Here is a 17,546-nt window from a genome sequence, read left to right on the forward strand (position 1 = left end):
GAGTCACGCAAGGCTATTGCGGCATTGTAGCACGATGGGGCCAATTATGCTGGCGAAGCGGCTTTGCCCGTTGCCGTCGCTCACCAGATCCTGCCGCATCTCGATGCCGAGATAAGGTATGCCATTGGCTTCGGCATGGCGGTTCATGGTCGCGTTCAGCAACCGCCCCGAATAGGGCAGCTGATCGCCGACAATCAGGCCAGCCTCCTCCAGCATCGGAATGGCGATGCGGGCCGCACGGTCATCTTCATTGTAAAGCACGCCAATGTCCCATGGCCGTTCTGCTTCAGGGTCACTTGCCAGTTGCGGGGTGAAGCTGTGCACTGAGAGGATGAAAGGCGACGTCATTCCGTCGAGCAGTCCGCCGATCTGATGATGATAGGGATGATGAAAGCGGATCATCCGGTCGGAAAGGTCTGCATGGCGATTGCCCGGAATGACATGACCATCGCTCATCACGGGCAGCAGGCCCGGCGCGTCATCCTCACGATTAAGGTCGATCACAAGCCTGGAAATGCCACCCAATATCGCGGTGCATCCCAACTGCTCCGCCAGTAACCGGCTGACCTCGGCCGCTCCGATGTCTATGGCGATGTGGTTGCTCAGCAGGGCAGGATCGATATCCAGATCGATGTCGGCAGGCACGTGAGCCGACGCATGATCCGCGATGATGAGCAGGTCGAGGGGGCCGCCTTCCACCTGTGTAAATGCCTCGCTCACGCTCCGCCGATCTCCGTTTCCATTACCCACCAGCCGGGTTGCGTCGCTGATATTGCCCGCGCAGCCACTGCTCGCTCGCCCGGATCATCGAACAACGCAAAGCAGGTTGCGCCAGACCCCGACATCCGAGCCAGCCTGACACCCACTTGCTCCCGTAGCAGGGAAAGCACGTCGGCAATGACAGGCGCTACGGCGATCGCCGCCGGTTCCAGGTCATTGCGCGCACTTGCGATCACATCGTCGAGGGTCGCAGCGGTTAAGGGGCCTCGATCTAGCCGGTCCCATCGACTGAAGACATCGGCCGTGGAGACGCCGACACCTGGATTGACCAGGAGCATCGCCGTCCCCTCCAAGCCTTTGACATCCAGGGCCTCGAGCACTTCGCCCCGGCCGCGCACCATCTGCGTAACGCTGCTGACGCAGGCTGGCACGTCCGAACCCAGGGACAGGCCGATGCGCTCCAGTTCAGCGCCGGGAAGTCGTGCGTCCCACAACCGGTTCAGCAGTCGCAACGTCGCCGCCGCATCGGCGGAGCCGCCGCCAATGCCCGATGCTACCGGAAGGTTTTTCGTCAGCTTCAACGCAGCGCCGCGCGCTTCACCCAAATAGTCCTGCAGCGCCCGGGCGGCTCTCATGACGAGATTATCGGTGTCGGAGCCCAATGCCTTGCCGAACGGCCCATCCAGCGTCAGGCTGATTTCCTCCCCATGGCCTAGACTTCCGCTGAGGAGGTCTCCGTCCTTCGCAAACACAAACAGGCTTTCCAGCGCATGATAGCCATCCGGCCGCCGATCTCGCACGTGCAGGGCGAGATTCACCTTTGCGAAGGCGGTTTCCAACAACATTGCAGCTTCAGGGCGCGACATATTCTGGCGTCATCCCGGTTTTCGCCTTCGCATGAAGTCGCGCCGCCACTTCTCCTTCCGCGAAGACAGCCGCAGCCCGCCAGGCGTAGCGCGCTTCATAGCGGCGTCCGGCGGCCCATAACGCGTCGCCGAGATGTTCGTTGATGGTCACATCAGCCGGAGCACCTTCCGCCGCACGCTCCAGCACAGGCACAGCCGTTTCCACATCTCCGGTCACGAAATGCGCCCATCCAAGAGAGTCCGTTATGGACGGGTCGTCTGGTTTCAGGGCGCTCGCCTTCTTCAAAAGTTCAAGCGCAGCCGGAACATTCTGTCGCCGCTCGACCTGAGCATAGCCCAAATAGTTCAGCACCGCCGGTTCATTGGGCGCGATCTTCGCAGCGCGCTCCAGGGCTGCACGCGCTTCGTCCCAGCGGCCCGCCTGCTCAAGCGCACTGCCCTGCATCAGCAACAGAGCCCAAGGCACATTGTCCGCGCCGTAGCGCCCTTCGGCCATCCGGAAAGCGTCAGCAGCCCCGGTGAAATCCTTCGCTTGCGCCAGCAACTGCCCCAGCTTCACCATATGATCCACATCCGCACCCGATGCGTTAGCCAGGGAGCGGGCGAGCGATATTGCTGCCGTGCTGTCATCAGACGCCGCGAGTGCATTGACCATCGCCGCCTGCCTGAGCGATCCAAACCAACCTTCTGGCGCGACCTGGTTCAGTTCAGACACAGCCTGGTCCCCGCGCCCGGCCTCGGTCAGCAATTGCGCCAGGGCCAGCCTGCCATCAGCGCCGCCGGGATTGGCGAAGCTGGCGATGCGAGCCAGCCTGATCGCCAGCATACGCGTGCTCTCATCAGATGAAATGTCGGCAGCCAAACGCACAAACAGCCGGGCAAACCCCTGCGCTGGCGTCAGCGCTCGCCCTGCTTCCCCGACTCCGCGTTTGCGCGCGATATTCTTCCGCGCCAGAGCATAGTCGGCCCGCCCATCAGGAAGCAAAGCCATCGCCTCCGTTCTTGCGCCCCGAGCCGCAAGCTGCGCCGCGAAGGTCAGCCGCATTTCGGCGAGTTCGACCGTGCGCAGCCCGAGCGCGCGATTGATCGCCAGCCCAGCGCCCGCAACGTCTCCACGGCCAAGCGCCTGGAGCGCGATATGCTCATCAATGTATCGCCGCGCGAGGGAGGCATAGCGATCCGCCGGGTCGATCTCCGGCGGCGCAACCCGGCCTTCACCCACCGCAATCCAGCTGCGAATTATCGGCGCCAGAAACCCGAAATTGCCTTCAGCCGCGACCCGATCCGTGATCTGACCGGCCGCCTTCCAATCCCTTCGGGCCAAAGCTTCGCCAAGGAACAGGAGCGTCCCGTCCCTCGGCATCAGGCCTTTGGCGTCGAGCAGCCTTGCCGATCGCATGGCCAGAGCCATGTCGCCGCTCATCAAAGCATGCAGATAGGAACGCCTCGCCACCTCCACGCTGTCCGAATCCCCGGCCAGCGCAGCGCGATAGTTATTAAGCGCAATGCGCGCCGCTCCATCACTGTCGGCCAACCTGCCCCGCGCATAGGCATGCAGCGCGCTCGACCGATCCACCGATGCGCCAGCAGGGGAAGCCAGCAGCATCGGCAGCAACATCGCAGAGAGCAGGCGCCTACATGTTGGGATAGTTCGGCCCCCCGCCGCCTTCGGGCACGACCCAGTTGATGTTCTGCGTCGGGTCCTTGATGTCACACGTCTTGCAGTGGACACAGTTCTGGGCGTTGATCTGGAACCGGGGATTGCCCTCTTCCTGCCCAACCACCTCATAGACCCCTGCCGGGCAGTAACGCTGCGCCGGTTCGTCATACATGGGCAGGTTGTAGGCGATCGGGATCGACGGGTCCTTCAACTGGAGGTGAACCGGCTGGTCCTCCTCATGATTGGTGTTCGACAGGAACACAGAGGACAGCCGATCAAAGCTGATCACCCCATCGGGCTTGGGATAGTCGATCTTGTGCCCGATCTCCTTGGGCCAGATCTTTTCATTGTCCGGCTTGTGCTTCATCGTGAAGGGCAGGCCGATCTTCAGCGTGCGCATCCACATATCGACACCCGCCAGCAACGTGCCGATCGTATTGCCGAACTTGGCCAGCAGCGGCTCGGCATTCTTGACCAGCTTCAATTCGTCCGCGATCCAGCTCGACCGCAGGCGATCATCATAGTCGTGCAGGACATCGCGCGAGCGTTCGTTCTGAATCGCTTCAAACGCCGCCTCGGCCGCCAGCATGCCGGACTTCATCGCCGTATGCGTGCCCTTGATGCGCGGCACATTGACGAAGCCTGCCGAGCAACCAATCAGCGCACCGCCGGGGAACACCAGCTTCGGCACCGACTGCCAACCACCTTCATTGATCACGCGCGCGCCATAGGACACGCGGCGCCCGCCCTCCAGATACTGGCGGATCGCCGGGTGCTGTTTCCAGCGCTGGAACTCCTCGAAGGGATAGAGGTAGGGGTTGCGGTATCCGAGGCCAACCACAAAGCCGATCGCAACCTGCCCGTTGGCCTGATGATAAAGGAAGCCGCCGCCGTAGGCGTCAGTCAGCGGCCAAGCCTGCGTGTGGATGACCAGGCCCGGCTTGTGCTTGGCGGGATCGATATCCCACAATTCCTTCATGCCCAGGCCATAGACCTGCGGTTCACAATCCTTGTCCAGTTCGAACTGGCGCTTGAGGATCTTGGTCAGGTGGCCGCGCGCGCCTTCCGCGAAGAAGGTATATTTGGCGTGCAGTTCCAGCCCCGGCTGATAATCGCCCTTGCGATTGCCTTCCCGGTCGATACCCATGTCGCCGGTGGCAACGCCTTTTACGCTACCATCTTCATTGTAGAGAATTTCGGCGGCGGCGAAGCCGGGGAATATTTCGACACCCAGGCCCTCAGCCTGCTCGGCAAGCCAGCGGCACAGATTGCCCAGCGACCCGGTATAGGTCCCCTTGTTGTGCATCCATCGCGGCGTGGCGATGTGGGGCACGGGCAATTTGCCGCGCTTGGTCAGGAACCAGTGCTGGTTATCGCGCACGGGAACCTCGGCAAGCGAACAGCCCATGGCGCGCCAGTCCGGCAGCAATTCATCCAGCGCCTTGGGATCGATCACCGCGCCCGACAGAATATGGGCGCCGATCTCGGACCCTTTTTCCAGAACGCACACCGCCAGTTCCTGACCGGCGTCATTGGCCAGCTGCTTCAGCCTGATCGCCGCGGACAGCCCCGCCGGTCCCCCGCCGACGATGACGATGTCATAGGGCATCGATTCCCGTTCGCTCATAATCCCTCCATCGAGACGGGCCGGATAGTTTCCCTCTCCTGTCCGGCCGCCGCATTACTCAAACGATTTACCACTGGTTGCCGATGAAGATTCTTGACCCCGGCGTCAACCTCTGGCCCTAGAAGAACGATGCGGGGAATGACGGAAGACTTGGCCGATGCTGCCAGCGCCTATCTGGCATGGTGGGACATGGCGGGCGTTGATGGCGCGACGACGGAAACGCCGGTGAATTGGCTGCGCCCAACGCCAGCTGCCGCCCCGCCATCGTCCACTTCCTCTCCCGCCACAGTGAAGAAGCCCGGATCGCTTCAGGATTTCACGGCCTGGCTCGCTGAGGATGCGGGACAACCCGAGCGCCGCTGGGCCGGAACGCCCATATTGCCGCAGGGACAAGCTGGATCTCCGCTGATGGTGATCACGGACATGCCCGATCCGGCCGACATGGACGCAGGCACATTGCTTGCCGACGGCGCCGGACGCTTGTTCGACGCCATGCTCTCTGCCATCGGCTTGTCGCGTGAAACGGTCTACATCGCTTCCCTCTTTTGCGCGCGCCCACCCGGCGGCATGGTGGAGGCGGCGGATCTGAATGCTGCGGCCGATCGCATGCGCACCCATGTTTCCCTCGCAGCTCCCGGCAAGCTGCTAATTCTGGGCGACCGGACGATCCGCACATTCCTTCCCGTACAAGACAAGCAAGGGATGGAAAGTTTACACTTTTTTAACCATGATGGCGGCATTGTGCCTGCTTTAGCCACTTTCCACCCGCGGCTCCTGCTCGGGCAGCCCGCAGCGAAAGCGGAATGTTGGCGCACATTGCAACGCCTGGTCGAGGATATGCATCAGTGATTCGCGCGCTCACCCGATCTTCCTGTCTGGCTCTCGCCGCCATGAGTGCCGCCGCAGCCATGCCCGCAAAAGCGGATAACGCGCCGTCGGCCGCAGCATTCAGGTCCGACTTCAACTCCGCCTTGTCCATCAATGACGCCGACAAGGGGCGTTACTCCGCCATATACGCCGCGCTGACGAGTCAGAGTTGGGCTGACGCAAAAGCCATGATCCTGGCGTTGGATCCGCAGGATCCGATGCGTTTCGTTGCTCTCTCCGACCTCTATGTGGCGAAGGACTCCCCACGCGTTGAGCTGTTCGATGTGCTCGACCTTGTGAACAAAGCGGCTTGGCTGCCCAACGCAGATCAACTTTCGCGGCTCGCGCAAAAGCGCGGCGCGACGATCCTGCCAACCCTCCCGCAAATCCAGAAGATGGTATGGCTGGGTTCGGCCCCCCGCCGCGAATATGTCGCCACGACGAAGACCGACCTGCTGGCCCAGGCGCTGGTTGGCCAGATCACGCCTTTCATTAAGAATGACGATCCTATCGGAGCGGAAACGCTGCTGGCGTCCGGGGAAATCGGCCTCACCCCTGAAGGCGTGACGGAAGTGCGCCAGCGTGTCGCCTGGTCCTATTATATCGAGAATAACGACGCCGACGCACGCCGCATGGCCAACCGAGCGCTCGAAACCCGTTCGAGCACCGACTGGACGGTGCAAGCGCACTGGACGCTGGGCCTTGCGTCGTGGCGCCAGCATGACTGTGCCACAGCCGCACCTGCGTTCGCCAATGTTGCGGCTCTCGCTGGAAATGCCGACATGCGTGCAGCGGGAGCCTATTGGGCTTCCCGCGCCTATATGGTCTGCGGTCAGGCCGAAAAGGTCGAAAGCTTTCTGAAGACGGCAGCTCGATCCGATGAAACCTTCTATGGCTTGCTTGCCCGGGAGACGCTGGGCATGCCCGTTGGCGGCGCCAAAATGGCGCCCCACTTTGGCGCAGCCGATTGGCAACAGCTCAAGGACAGCCCGAATGTCCGCGCGGCCATTGCTCTTGCGTCCATCGGGCAGATCGCGAAGGCCGACCAGTTCATCCGCCACCAGGCGCGGCTGGGCGGCGCGGCCCAATATGACGCGCTGCTGAAACTGGCCAACGCTCTCAGCCTTCCCGCCACCCAGCTTTGGCTCGCGCACAATGGTCCGGCGGGTAAACAGCCTGGCAGCTTCGCCCGCTTCCCGACGCCCGACTGGCGTCCGGATGGGGGATGGCGCGTCGATCCCGCATTGATCTATGCCCACACACTTCAGGAATCAGGGTTCCGTAGCGACGTCGTCAGCAGTGCAGGTGCCCGCGGCCTGATGCAGGTCCTGCCTGGCACCGGCAGCGACATGGGCCTTTCCTCCCCTGCCCAACTCTTCGTGCCATCGACCAACATGGAATATGGCCAGCGTTACCTGGAAAATCTCCGCAACATGAGCGCCACCGGCGGGCTGCTGCCCAAGGTCATGGCCGCCTATAATGCAGGCCCCCTGCCCGTCGAACGGTGGAACAGCGAGGTCAAGGACAATGGCGACCCTCTCCTGTTCATGGAGTCGCTGCCCTATTATGAAACCCGCGCTTATGTGAACATCGTCATGCGCAACTACTGGATGTACCAAATCCAGGCGAAGGGCAGCGCCGATTGCCTCACCGGCATGGCGCAAGGCATGTGGCCGACTTTCCCCACCGCCAAGGGGACGCGCATGGTCAGGCTGAGCCAGAACAGCAATCTGTCCGCACCCAGCATCGCGGGCGGCTCTGACTAATGCCGATCGATGAGGACCGGCCATTTCTGCCGGTGCGAATTGCGGTCCTGACGGTGTCCGACAGCAGAGGCCTTGCAGACGATCGATCCGGCGACACCTTGGTCGAGCGGATAAAGGCTGCGGGCCACATATTGGCTGCGCGCTATATCGAAAAAGATGATCGAGCCGCCATCGTTGCGCGCCTGCACAGCTGGATTGACGATCCACAGATTGATTGCATCATCTCCACGGGAGGCACGGGCGTCACCGGTCGCGATGTGACCCCGGAAGCGATCGCCCAGGTCCAGGACAAGGAAATACCTGGCTTCGGCGAACTGTTCCGCTGGCTCAGCTACCAGACAATCGGAACCTCGACGATACAGTCGCGAGCCACCGCCTGCGTCTCGCGCGGGACCTATATCTTCGCACTGCCAGGTTCTACCGGCGCGGTGAAGGATGCTTGGGACGGCATTCTCTCCACCCAACTCGACAGCCGTTATCGCCCCTGCAATTTCGTCGAACTGATGCCCCGCTTGATGGAGCGCTGACGAACTGGCCCTTGCTACAATGTTCCTATTATGTTCTAATGGAGCATGGTTGCTGAAAAGGGTCGAGGCGCGACGTTGAATGTCGCTAGTCACCGCTTCAATATCGCGGAACAGATCGCTGACGGCGACTGGCTCGATACGCTTGATGCCATAGATGGCCCCGTACCGCGCCGTCGCACACAGGTCACCGTCGAACATCCCCGGGCTATCATCAGCCGCAACAAGTCGCCTGATCTCTCCTTTAGCCAATCGATCAACGCTTATCGAGGCTGCGAACATGGATGCATCTACTGTTTCGCCCGGCCAACCCACGCCTATCACGATCTGTCACCCGGCCTGGATTTCGAAACCCGCCTCTTCGCCAAGCCGGATGCGCCCGCCCTGCTCCGCGCCGAACTGTCAAAGCCGTCCTACAGAGTCTCCCCAATCGCCATGGGGACCAATACCGATCCCTATCAACCGATCGAACGGAATTGGAAGATCACCCGCCAATCTATTGAGATATTAGCTGAATGCCGCCACCCACTCTTCATCACGACAAAGTCCGACCGGGTTCTTCGCGACCTTGATCTGCTGAAAGAGATGGCGCGCGACCGGCTCGTTGCCGTGATGATCTCCGTAACGACCCTTGATCCAAAGGTTGCGCGCACTCTCGAACCTCGCGCGGCCCATCCACTTCGGCGGGTGGAGGCTATCCGTCAGTTGGCGCAAGCGGGCGTGCCGGTCGTCGCCAGCGTTTCTCCCATCATTCCCGCCATCACGGATCATGAGATAGAATCCATAATCGACACCGTCGCTGCCGCCGGGGCTCGCGACGCCACCTTCATTCCGGTGCGACTTCCCTTCGAAGTGGCGCCCCTATTCCGCGCTTGGCTCCAAGAACATTACCCAGACCGAGCCGCGAAGGTCATGGGAATCATTCGTGAAATTAGGAGAGGCCGCGACAATGATCCTGATTTTGGGACCAGAATGCGAGGACAGGGGGTTTGGGCCGACCTGATACGCACCCGTTTCATCAAAGCGCGAAAACGCGTCGGCTTTTCAGGCGAGAGGCTTACACTCAGGACCGACCTGTTCCGTCCGCCCGCAGGTCCGCAGCTTCAACTCTTTTGATCAGGCCGTTGCCGCGACCAGCCTGAAGCCAGAGCGCCGTGTCCGTGCCCGATACCCATCCGCTTTCGGCTCCATCCGTTCGAATCTTTGGATGGACAAGCCCGGAATGAGCGCGATCGCGTCCACCTGATCCGCCCCAATAAGGAAATCATCCCCAACGAACATCCGTGCAGCCTTTCCGCTCGCCAATGGGGTACGCAGGAAAACTTCGCTGCGCCCGCCCCTGTTGCGCAGCAGCAGTTCCGCCAACGCGTCAACGGCTGAGGCATCCTGGACATCCACGACCAATTCCATCCGCGATGCGCTGGCGAGTTGGTTAAACTGCTCCACGCCTCTGACCGTCACGCGAGGTGTTTCCTCGCCCGGCATACGATCCAGCTCTACCATCAACAGGGCGCAATCACCGTCCCGCGCCATAACCTCGATAGCCTTGCATGCATCTTCATCGAAGCAACTCGCCTGGAATTGTCCGCTGCTGTCGGAGAAGGTCGCTGCCGCATATCGCGCACCGCGTCGCGTTTCGCGCCAGCGCACCTCTTCCACCATCGCGGCCATGACCGCATTGGCGCGCCCGCCCTCCGCCACCTGTTCGGAACAGATCGCTCCGTAGCTCCTAGCGCCACGCGCCTCAGCCAGATGACGATAGCGATCAACAGGGTGCGCCGAGAAGTAGAAGCCAAAGGCTTCCTTTTCCTGCGCCATCCTGTCCGCAGTGGACCAAGTCTGATGGGGCGGAATTCGGACGTCTGCATGCGGCGTCTCGACGTCACCAAACAAGCCGCCCTGCCCGCTTTCGCGCGCTTCAGCAGCACTGGCGGCAACGCTCAGGATAGTATCCGCCGCTGCATGCACTCCAGCCCGGTCGGGATGGATTTCGTCGAACGCGCCTGATGCTGCGAGACTTTCAAGCTGGCGGCGGTTCAATAATCGCGGCTCTATCCGGTCTGCAAAGTCATCGAGGGACTTGAACGACCCACCCGCATCCCGCTCGGCAACCAGCTGCTCCATCGCCTTTTCGCCGACGCCCTTTAGCCCCCCCAAGGCATAGCGCACCGCGAAACCAAGGCGCGCATCCCCACCCTCATGCTGGATCGGTTCAACGGAGAAGTCGGCAAGGCTGCGATTGATGTCGGGCGCAAGGCAGCTGAGGCCCATGCGCCGCATGTCATCGACAAAGATGGTCAGCTTATCCGTGAGATGGATATCGAACGCCATCGAGGCGGCATAGAATTCCGCCGGATAATGCGCTTTCAACCAGGCCGTCTGATAGGCAAGCAGCGCATAGGCCGCGGCGTGGGACTTGTTGAAGCCATAGCCCGCAAACTTGTCGATCAAATCGAACAGCTCATTGGCTTTGGCGGCCGGAATGTCGCTCCCGGCGCAACCTTCCACAAACCGCGCTCGCTGAGCATCCATTTCCGCCTTGATCTTCTTGCCCATGGCACGACGAAGAAGGTCAGCGTCCCCCAGGGAATAGCCCGCCAAGATCTGGGCGGCCTGCATCACCTGTTCCTGATAGACGAAGATGCCGTAGGTCTCTTCGAGGATAGGCTTCAGGAGAATATGAGGATATTCAATATCTTCCTGGCCATTTTTACGGCGCCCGAACATAGGAATATTGTCCATCGGACCGGGCCGATAGAGCGAAACGAGCGCGATGATATCGCCGAAATTGGTGGGCCGAACGGCGGCCAGCGTCTTGCGCATGCCTTCCGATTCCAGCTGGAACACGCCGACCGTGTCGCCCCGCTGAAGAAGGTCATAGACTGCCGGATCGTCCCAACTGAGGATGCTCAAATCGATCTCGACGCCGCGCCCAGCCAGCAGCTGGACCGCCTTTTGCAGAACAGACAGCGTTTTGAGACCCAGGAAGTCGAACTTTACCAATCCCGCGCCTTCGACATATTTCATGTCGAACTGGGTCACCGGCATGTCCGACCGCGGATCGCGATAGAGCGGCACAAGCTGTGACAGCGGCCGGTCGCCAATGACGACGCCCGCCGCATGCGTTGAGCTATGTCGGGGGAACCCCTCCAGCTTCATCGCATAGTCGATCAGTCGTTTGACTTGATTGTCATTGTCATATTCGGCCTTGAACTCTGCCACGCCGTTCAAGGAGCGTTCCAGCGTCCAGGGATCAGTCGGATGATTGGGCACCAGCTTGGCAAGGCGGTCCACATGCCCATAGCTCATCTGCAGAACGCGTCCGGTATCCTTCAGCACCGCGCGCGCCTTCAACTTACCGAAGGTGATGATCTGCGCCACATGGTCGGAGCCATATTTCTGCTGAACATAGCGGATCACTTCACCGCGTCGCGTTTCGCAGAAATCGATGTCGAAGTCCGGCATGGAAACGCGTTCGGGGTTGAGGAATCGTTCGAACAGCAACCCCAGTTGCAGGGGATCAAGATCGGTAATGGTGAGCGCCCAGGCAACCACCGAGCCAGCGCCCGAACCGCGGCCCGGACCCACGGGAATATCCTGTTCCTTCGCCCATTTGATGAAGTCGGCAACGATCAGGAAGTAGCCGGGGAAACCCATCTGAATGATGATGTCGGTTTCGAATTTCAGCCGGTCGAAATAGGGCTGGCGGGCCTCATCTCCCTCAATCCCTGCCTTTTCCAGCCGCCACTCCAGTCCTGCCGTTGCCTGCTCCCGCAACATCTGCGCTTCGCCTTCGATGTCGCCAGCGAGACTCGGCAGGATAGGCTTGCGTTTTGGTGCAGCGACCGCGCAGCGTTGGGCGACTACAAGCGTGTTGGCTAGCGCCTCCGGCAAATCCTCAAACAGCCGCTTCATCTCTGCGGCCGGTTTCATCCAGGCGTCAGGCGAACTCGTCCGCCGGTCGGGAGTTTCAACATAGGCCCCGTCGGCGATGCAGAGCATCACATCATGCGCCTCGTGAAAGTGAGGCTCAGCAAAGCAGGTCGGATTGGTAGCGATCAGCGGCAGATCACGCGAATAGGCAAGTTCGAGCAATTCAGCTTCCGCCCTGCCTTCGATGGGATCAAGCCTCCGGCAAATTTCGACATATAGGCGATCCGGAAAGAGGGTCTGAAGCCGGTCAGCATAGGCAAACGCGGCGTCGGGCTGGTCCTCCGCGAACAATCGAGCAAGCGCTCCCTCCGCCCCAGCGGTCAGAGCGATAAGCCCTTCCGTCCGGCCCACCAGCGTATCCAGGGTAACGTGGGGAACTTCTTCGACCGGACGGTCGAGGTGGGCCATCGAAACCAGCGCACAAAGATTATCATATCCAGCTTCATCCTGGGCATAAAGCGCCAGCCAATCATGCACGGCAGCGGCATTGGCAGGGCGCCCCGGCCGCAATATGCCCAGCATGGCTCCGATTATCGGCTGAACGCCCTCGCCCTTGCAGGCATCTGAAAAAGCCATCGACCCATAAAGGCCATTGCGGTCAGTGATCGCTGCGGCCGGAAAGCCCAGCGTTCGCGCTTGCTTCGCGATCTTCTTCGGCTCGATCGCGCCTTCCAACATGGTGAAAGAGGAAAAAATGCGAAGGGGTACAAAACCGGCATGAGGCATTCGGCATTGATAGCGCCGCTACCACCTCGGGCGCCAGTCCTTCTTGAGAAATGCTGTGGATAAACGGCGGCGTCCGTCTGCTCCCAAGCTGCGCCAATGTGGCGCAATCTCCGGGCCGCTTGCCCCATGATTAAGCATTCTCCAACTTCTCACACATAATTGCACGCATATGCGTTTATCCACGATCACCAACTGGGCTTATGGCGCCACCGTACTCCTGACGCTCGCTTCCGGCACGACGATGCTCATGGCATCAGGCGCTGAAAAGGCGGAACGCACCGCAGTCGAGCAGCGCGCGGTCTTTGATCAGCTCACGGCCGCGTTGCTCGAAGACAGCTACCGCCAGACGGAGCAGGCGCGGGCATTCTCGATTACCGGAGATCCCACTCACGTCATTGCATACCGGCGCGAGAAAGCTGCACTGCGCTCGGTCGAACAGCGTATCGACAGGTTGCGTGATGCGGGTGCGACGGAGGCCGAACTTCGTGCTCTTCGCGACGCCCTACATTGGACCGACGCTCTCACCGATGAGCAGGAAGCGGCCTTACGCGCCGTCGAGGCCGGCAACCGCGACACTGCCCGGACAATATTGTTCGGCGATGAATATGGCCGCGAACTCGACCGCATCGGCGCCCAGATCGGCAAGTTCCAGTACATGCTGGATCAACGTACCGAAGCGATGATCGCCCGTGCCACAACGACTGCGCGGCAATGGCGGAGCATGTCCGAAATCATGCTCGGCGCCACGGCGCTCCTTTTTCTCTGTGTTCTTTATTTCATTCTCAAACAGCGCATCCTGCACCCCGTCGTTCGCCTGAGCGATGTAGTTACCCGCTTGGCCGCGCAGGATTTTGCAGCAATCCCGCCGGAATTTTCGCATGTCGACGAAATCGGAGATATGGCCCAGGCGATCCGGATCTTCCGCGAAAATGGCCTAGAGCGGCAACGTTTGGAGAAAGAACGCGACGCTGACCGGATCATGCAGGACCTTCTTTCCCGCATGACACAGCGCCTTCAGGGTTGCGACAACAGCTCCGATCTCATCGACGTCGTGCGACGGTTCGCTCCGGAAATCGCACCTGGTTTCGCGGGCAGGCTGTACATCCACGACGCACGCCGGAATGCGATGCGCCAAGCCTGCGACTGGTTGTCGCCACTATGGTCAAACGAGGAGTTTCCCCTTCAAGCTGCTGGGGATTGCGTCGCGGCCAGACGCACCGGCCTTCGGGGAACATAATCGACATTCCTTGCGAACATCTGGGCGGGCAATGTTCGGCTTCGACCATCTGCATCCCGCTGGCTGCGCAAGGTGAGACCATTGGTCTCCTTTATTTCGAAGAGCCCAGCAGCCTCGCAGCCGATCAGATCGAGAGGACCGAGAAATATCTGGAGATGCTGGCCGAAAATATCGGGCTGGCGCTGGCAAACCTCCGCCTCCGCGATGCGCTGCGAGAAATGGCGATGGTCGATGCGTTGACCGGCCTCGCCAACAGGAGGCGGTTCGACACCGCACTTGAAGACGCGGTGGCGGTCAGCACGCGCGATCGCTCTCCTCTGGCGTGCCTCATGATCGACATCGATCATTTCAAACGCTTCAATGACGCATATGGCCATGATGCCGGAGATGCGGTGCTGCGGGCCGTGGGCGGTGTGCTCGATGACTCGCTCCGTGAAGACGGTTTCGCCTTCCGCTTGGGTGGAGAGGAGTTCGTGCTGTTGATGCCTGGATTCTCATTGGATCAGGCGAGTGATCGAGCGCGGCAGGTCCAAGCGAGGATTCAGAATCTGCGCGTGCAGCATGGTCATCAAGAGCTTGGCCCCATCACAGCTTCATTCGGTCTCGCCGCCTATCCGGATCATGGCAAACCTGCGCAGCTCGTCCAAACCGCCGACGCCGCGCTCCTTCGCGCAAAGGCGCAAGGACGAGACCAGATCGTGGTAGCCACTGTCCGTGAAGATGCCTCAGTTCAGGCCTGAAGCTTCTTCCAGCAACCCTTCATGAAGGCGGACGACGCGATCCATCTTCTCCGCGAGCCTTTCATTATGGGTCGCGACCAGAGCGGCTGAGCCTTCCTCCCGCACAAGGCGGAGAAACTCGGCCAGGACGATATCGGCTGTCCGTTCATCCAGATTCCCCGTGGGTTCATCGGCCAGGATCAAGGCAGGACGATTGGCAAGTGCCCGCGCCACCGCCACGCGTTGCTGCTCGCCACCAGAAAGTTGGCTCGGCCGATGATCCAGACGATGACCAAGGCCCAAGGATGTCAGGAGCAACTCAGCACGTGCACGTGCCGCATGGAACTCCTTGTCGCGGATAACCTGGGGGAGGATGACATTTTCGGCCGCGTTGAAATCCGGCAGCAGATGGTGGAATTGATATACGAAGCCCAACGCATCCCTGCGCAAGCGCGTCCGCCCGTCATTATCGAGGCGCGCAGCTTCCTCACCATCGATGCGGATAGACCCGTCGAATCCCCCTTCCAACAGACCAACCGCCTGCAACAGGGTCGATTTGCCGGACCCTGACGGCCCGAGCAGCGCCACGATCTCTCCCTCTCCGACGGTCAGGTCGACGCCGCGCAGGACCTCGATCGTGACACCTCCTTGAGTGAAGCTGCGCTTCAGGCCCGCAACCTTCAATATGTCATTCATAGCGCAGCACCTGAACGGGATCGGTATTGGCAGCCTTGAAGGCTGGATAGAGCGTAGCAAGAAAACTGAAAATCAACGCCATCAGGCAGATGATCGTGATTTCGATGGGATCTGGCTTGGCCGGCAGTTCGGTCAGAAAACGGATCGAGGGATCCCACAAATTCTGCCCGGTCAGGAACTGGATCGCATTCACCACACTCTGCCGGAAAAACAGGAAGGTGAAGCCCAGCACCATCCCGGCCACCATGCCGAGCGATCCGATGGTCACGCCCACGGTCATGAATATCTTGACGAGCCCAACCCGGCTTGCGCCCATCGTTCGCAAGATCGCGATGTCACGTGTTTTCGCTCGCACCAGCATGATCAGCGAGGAAAGGATGTTGAAAACCGCGACCAGCACGATGATCGAAAGCACCACGAACATCGCGACCCGTTCAACGGCCAGCGCTTCAAAAAGGGACGCGTTCATCTGGCGCCAATCGGTCACGACAGCGCGACCGGCAACCTTTCCAGCCAGCGGTTCCAAGATCGTTCCCACCCGGTCAGCGTCCACAGTCTCGATCTCGATCATCCCGACCACGTCGCCGAGCAACAATAGGGTCTGCGCATCTTCTACAGGCATCACGACGAACGCCTTGTCGTAGTCGTAGACACCCACCTCAAAGATCGCCGCCACCTGATAGGATATCTGGCGCGGCACAGTGCCGAACGGCGTCGATCGCCCTGCGGGATTGATTATGGTGATGCTGTCGCCAAGCTGAAGGCCCAGATTTTCAGCCAGTCGCGATCCTATGCCAACCTTGCCCGCGTTGGCGGTGAGGTTATCCATGCTCCCTGCCAGCACCTTCGCCTTCAGTGTAGCATTGTTCCGGATGTCCTTGACGGTCATGCCCCGGACGAGGACCGCTTCGACCCGTCCCTGAAAGCTGCCGAGCAGCGGCTGTTCGATAAGCGGCGTTGCGCTGGTGACGCCGGGCGTCGCCTTTGCTTCTTTCAATATGGATCGCCAATCGGGCAACCGTCCACCATAGCCCTGCACCACCGCATGGCCATTCAGTCCCACAATTTTGTCGAACAACTCAGCGCGGAACCCGTTCATCACACTCATCACGATGATGAGCGCGGCTACCCCCAACATCACGGCGGCGAGGCTTATCCCGGCGACGAGGAAAATGAATCCCTCCCCCTTCCCAGGCAGCAGATAGCGCTTGGCAATCATACGTTCGTAGCGTGACAAGATCATGGTGGCGCGAACGGCCCTTTGCGTGATGTTAATTACTGCCCGTCTAGCAGGGTCTCAACTAACGGCAAGCATCGCAGATTGTTGCACCTCAGCCACAGGCGTGAAGCTAAAATCTTCCCGTACGGAAATAGCCCGTGACAGCGGGCCTTCGGAGCCATAGCAAAGTCATCGAAGCACAGGTTAATGGCCGTGGTTCAGGGATACTGCTTCCCGCTTCAAGCTTAGGGGGCTGAGAAGTGGTTGAGGCAGACCAAGGGGGAGACGAGCAATCGTCCATTAGTGCCCGGATCGTGGAAACACGATCCGGGCACTTTTGATTCCGGCCGAAACAGGCCTCTTGAAACCCGATTTCGTTCAACCATATCAACGACGCACGGCCGCCTGATGGGGTCGCGCATCGTATCGCCGGACGCCAGCATGGGTCCGGTATGATCATTTTGCTCTGATGGAGATTATGACATGCGTGGTTTTGACCTTACCCCCTATCGCCGCTCCACTGTGGGTTTCGACCGACTTTTCGATCTGATCGAAAACAATGCCCGGTTGCAGCAGGGCGACAATTATCCCCCTTTCAATATAGAGCGTCTTTCGGAAGACCGCTATCGGGTTACGCTTGCGGTGGCGGGCTTTCGGCCTGACGAAATCGATATCACTGCTCAACAAAATCTGTTGCAGGTTGTCGGACGCAAGGAAGATAGCCCGAACTCTGATCGCTCCAAATTCCTGCATGTCGGCATCGCCAATCGCAGTTTCGAGCGGCGTTTCGAGCTGGCCGACTTCGTGCGGGTGGAAAAAGCCGATCTTGCGGACGGCCTGCTGACGATCGAACTCGTCCGCGAAATTCCTGAAGCGATGAAGCCAAAGAAGATCGCTGTGAATGGCGGGCAGCTGGTCGATATCAACAAGGATCGCGACGCAGCCTGATCGGATGTTCATGGGGCGCGGCCTGAAGGTCGCGCCCT

12 protein-coding genes and 1 pseudogene are annotated in these 17,546 nt (G+C 60.4%); 6 read left to right on the forward strand and 7 right to left on the reverse strand.

Annotation, left to right across the window (positions count from 1 at the left end):
* Positions 1 to 3: 3 nt before the first annotated feature.
* Genes ACWNC0_RS14250 through ACWNC0_RS14265 form a run of 4 tightly spaced genes read right to left on the reverse strand, consistent with a single transcriptional unit; the run spans position 4 to position 4,873 of the window.
* Positions 4 to 720, reverse strand: a complete 717-nt coding sequence (locus tag ACWNC0_RS14250) for an N-formylglutamate amidohydrolase (RefSeq protein WP_449472454.1) — start codon at positions 718 to 720, stop codon at positions 4 to 6.
* Positions 717 to 1,586: a 4-(cytidine 5'-diphospho)-2-C-methyl-D-erythritol kinase gene (locus ACWNC0_RS14255; protein ID WP_449472456.1), complete on the reverse strand. Its 870-nt coding sequence runs from the start codon at positions 1,584 to 1,586 to the stop codon at positions 717 to 719. The genes ACWNC0_RS14250 and ACWNC0_RS14255 overlap by 4 nt, the downstream gene beginning before the upstream one ends.
* Positions 1,573 to 3,204: a tetratricopeptide repeat protein gene (locus ACWNC0_RS14260; protein WP_449472458.1), complete on the reverse strand. Its 1,632-nt coding sequence runs from the start codon at positions 3,202 to 3,204 to the stop codon at positions 1,573 to 1,575. The genes ACWNC0_RS14255 and ACWNC0_RS14260 overlap by 14 nt, the downstream gene beginning before the upstream one ends.
* Before the next feature lie 16 nt (positions 3,205 to 3,220).
* On the reverse strand, positions 3,221 to 4,873 hold the full coding sequence (locus ACWNC0_RS14265; protein ID WP_449472460.1) for a 4Fe-4S dicluster domain-containing protein: 1,653 nt from the start codon (positions 4,871 to 4,873) through the stop codon (positions 3,221 to 3,223).
* 138 nt (positions 4,874 to 5,011) lie between these two features.
* Between ACWNC0_RS14265 and ACWNC0_RS14270 the strand changes: the two genes are divergently transcribed.
* The 4 genes from ACWNC0_RS14270 to ACWNC0_RS14285 are packed head-to-tail and all read left to right on the forward strand — an operon-like array spanning position 5,012 to position 9,146.
* The gene (locus ACWNC0_RS14270; RefSeq protein WP_449472462.1) at positions 5,012 to 5,722 is read left to right on the forward strand and encodes a uracil-DNA glycosylase family protein; all 711 of its coding nucleotides are present in this window, start codon (positions 5,012 to 5,014) and stop codon (positions 5,720 to 5,722) included.
* Complete coding sequence (locus ACWNC0_RS14275) at positions 5,719 to 7,506, forward strand: lytic transglycosylase domain-containing protein (protein ID WP_449472464.1); 1,788 nt, start codon at positions 5,719 to 5,721, stop codon at positions 7,504 to 7,506. Before ACWNC0_RS14270 ends, ACWNC0_RS14275 begins: the two co-directional genes overlap by 4 nt.
* Positions 7,506 to 8,033 carry a molybdenum cofactor biosynthesis protein B gene (moaB, locus tag ACWNC0_RS14280; protein WP_196226019.1) on the forward strand — a complete coding sequence of 176 codons (528 nt, stop codon included), beginning with the start codon at positions 7,506 to 7,508 and terminating at the stop codon, positions 8,031 to 8,033. Before ACWNC0_RS14275 ends, moaB begins: the two co-directional genes overlap by 1 nt.
* Positions 8,034 to 8,078: 45 nt before the next feature.
* Positions 8,079 to 9,146: a PA0069 family radical SAM protein gene (locus ACWNC0_RS14285; RefSeq protein ID WP_449472466.1), complete on the forward strand. Its 1,068-nt coding sequence runs from the start codon at positions 8,079 to 8,081 to the stop codon at positions 9,144 to 9,146.
* Here ACWNC0_RS14285 and dnaE read toward each other — a convergent pair whose 3' ends face one another.
* Positions 9,147 to 12,689, reverse strand: a complete 3,543-nt coding sequence (gene dnaE, locus ACWNC0_RS14290; protein ID WP_449472468.1) for a DNA polymerase III subunit alpha — start codon at positions 12,687 to 12,689, stop codon at positions 9,147 to 9,149.
* A gap of 169 nt (positions 12,690 to 12,858) precedes the next feature.
* Here dnaE and ACWNC0_RS14295 point away from each other — a divergent pair.
* Positions 12,859 to 14,666 (forward strand): annotated as a pseudogene (locus tag ACWNC0_RS14295) (diguanylate cyclase).
* On the opposite strand, the gene ACWNC0_RS14300 reads toward ACWNC0_RS14295, so the two are convergent.
* Entirely contained in the window at positions 14,652 to 15,341 is a 690-nt protein-coding gene (locus tag ACWNC0_RS14300; RefSeq protein WP_449472470.1) for an ABC transporter ATP-binding protein, read from the reverse strand. The pseudogene ACWNC0_RS14295 and the gene ACWNC0_RS14300 sit on opposite strands and share 15 nt — an antisense overlap.
* Entirely contained in the window at positions 15,334 to 16,584 is a 1,251-nt protein-coding gene (locus ACWNC0_RS14305; protein WP_449472472.1) for a lipoprotein-releasing ABC transporter permease subunit, read from the reverse strand. Before ACWNC0_RS14305 ends, ACWNC0_RS14300 begins: the two co-directional genes overlap by 8 nt.
* Before the next feature lie 459 nt (positions 16,585 to 17,043).
* Here ACWNC0_RS14305 and ACWNC0_RS14310 point away from each other — a divergent pair, with 459 nt between their 5' ends.
* Positions 17,044 to 17,508 carry an Hsp20 family protein gene (locus tag ACWNC0_RS14310; protein ID WP_196226014.1) on the forward strand — a complete coding sequence of 155 codons (465 nt, stop codon included), beginning with the start codon at positions 17,044 to 17,046 and terminating at the stop codon, positions 17,506 to 17,508.
* Positions 17,509 to 17,546 lie beyond the last annotated feature (38 nt).

This window comes from Sphingobium chungangianum (assembly GCF_977014255.1).

Coding starts and splice junctions, on each gene's coding strand:
- ACWNC0_RS14285 (WP_449472466.1), top strand. CDS start 8,079: ATGGTTGCTGAAAAGGGTCGAGGCGCGACGTTGAATGTCGCTAGTCAC.
- ACWNC0_RS14255 (WP_449472456.1), bottom strand. CDS start 1,586: ATGTCGCGCCCTGAAGCTGCAATGTTGTTGGAAACCGCCTTCGCAAAG.
- ACWNC0_RS14305 (WP_449472472.1), bottom strand. CDS start 16,584: ATGATCTTGTCACGCTACGAACGTATGATTGCCAAGCGCTATCTGCTG.
- ACWNC0_RS14310 (WP_196226014.1), top strand. CDS start 17,044: ATGCGTGGTTTTGACCTTACCCCCTATCGCCGCTCCACTGTGGGTTTC.
- moaB (WP_196226019.1), top strand. CDS start 7,506: ATGCCGATCGATGAGGACCGGCCATTTCTGCCGGTGCGAATTGCGGTC.
- ACWNC0_RS14260 (WP_449472458.1), bottom strand. CDS start 3,204: ATGTTGCTGCCGATGCTGCTGGCTTCCCCTGCTGGCGCATCGGTGGAT.
- dnaE (WP_449472468.1), bottom strand. CDS start 12,689: ATGCCTCATGCCGGTTTTGTACCCCTTCGCATTTTTTCCTCTTTCACC.
- ACWNC0_RS14270 (WP_449472462.1), top strand. CDS start 5,012: ATGACGGAAGACTTGGCCGATGCTGCCAGCGCCTATCTGGCATGGTGG.
- ACWNC0_RS14265 (WP_449472460.1), bottom strand. CDS start 4,873: ATGAGCGAACGGGAATCGATGCCCTATGACATCGTCATCGTCGGCGGG.
- ACWNC0_RS14300 (WP_449472470.1), bottom strand. CDS start 15,341: ATGAATGACATATTGAAGGTTGCGGGCCTGAAGCGCAGCTTCACTCAA.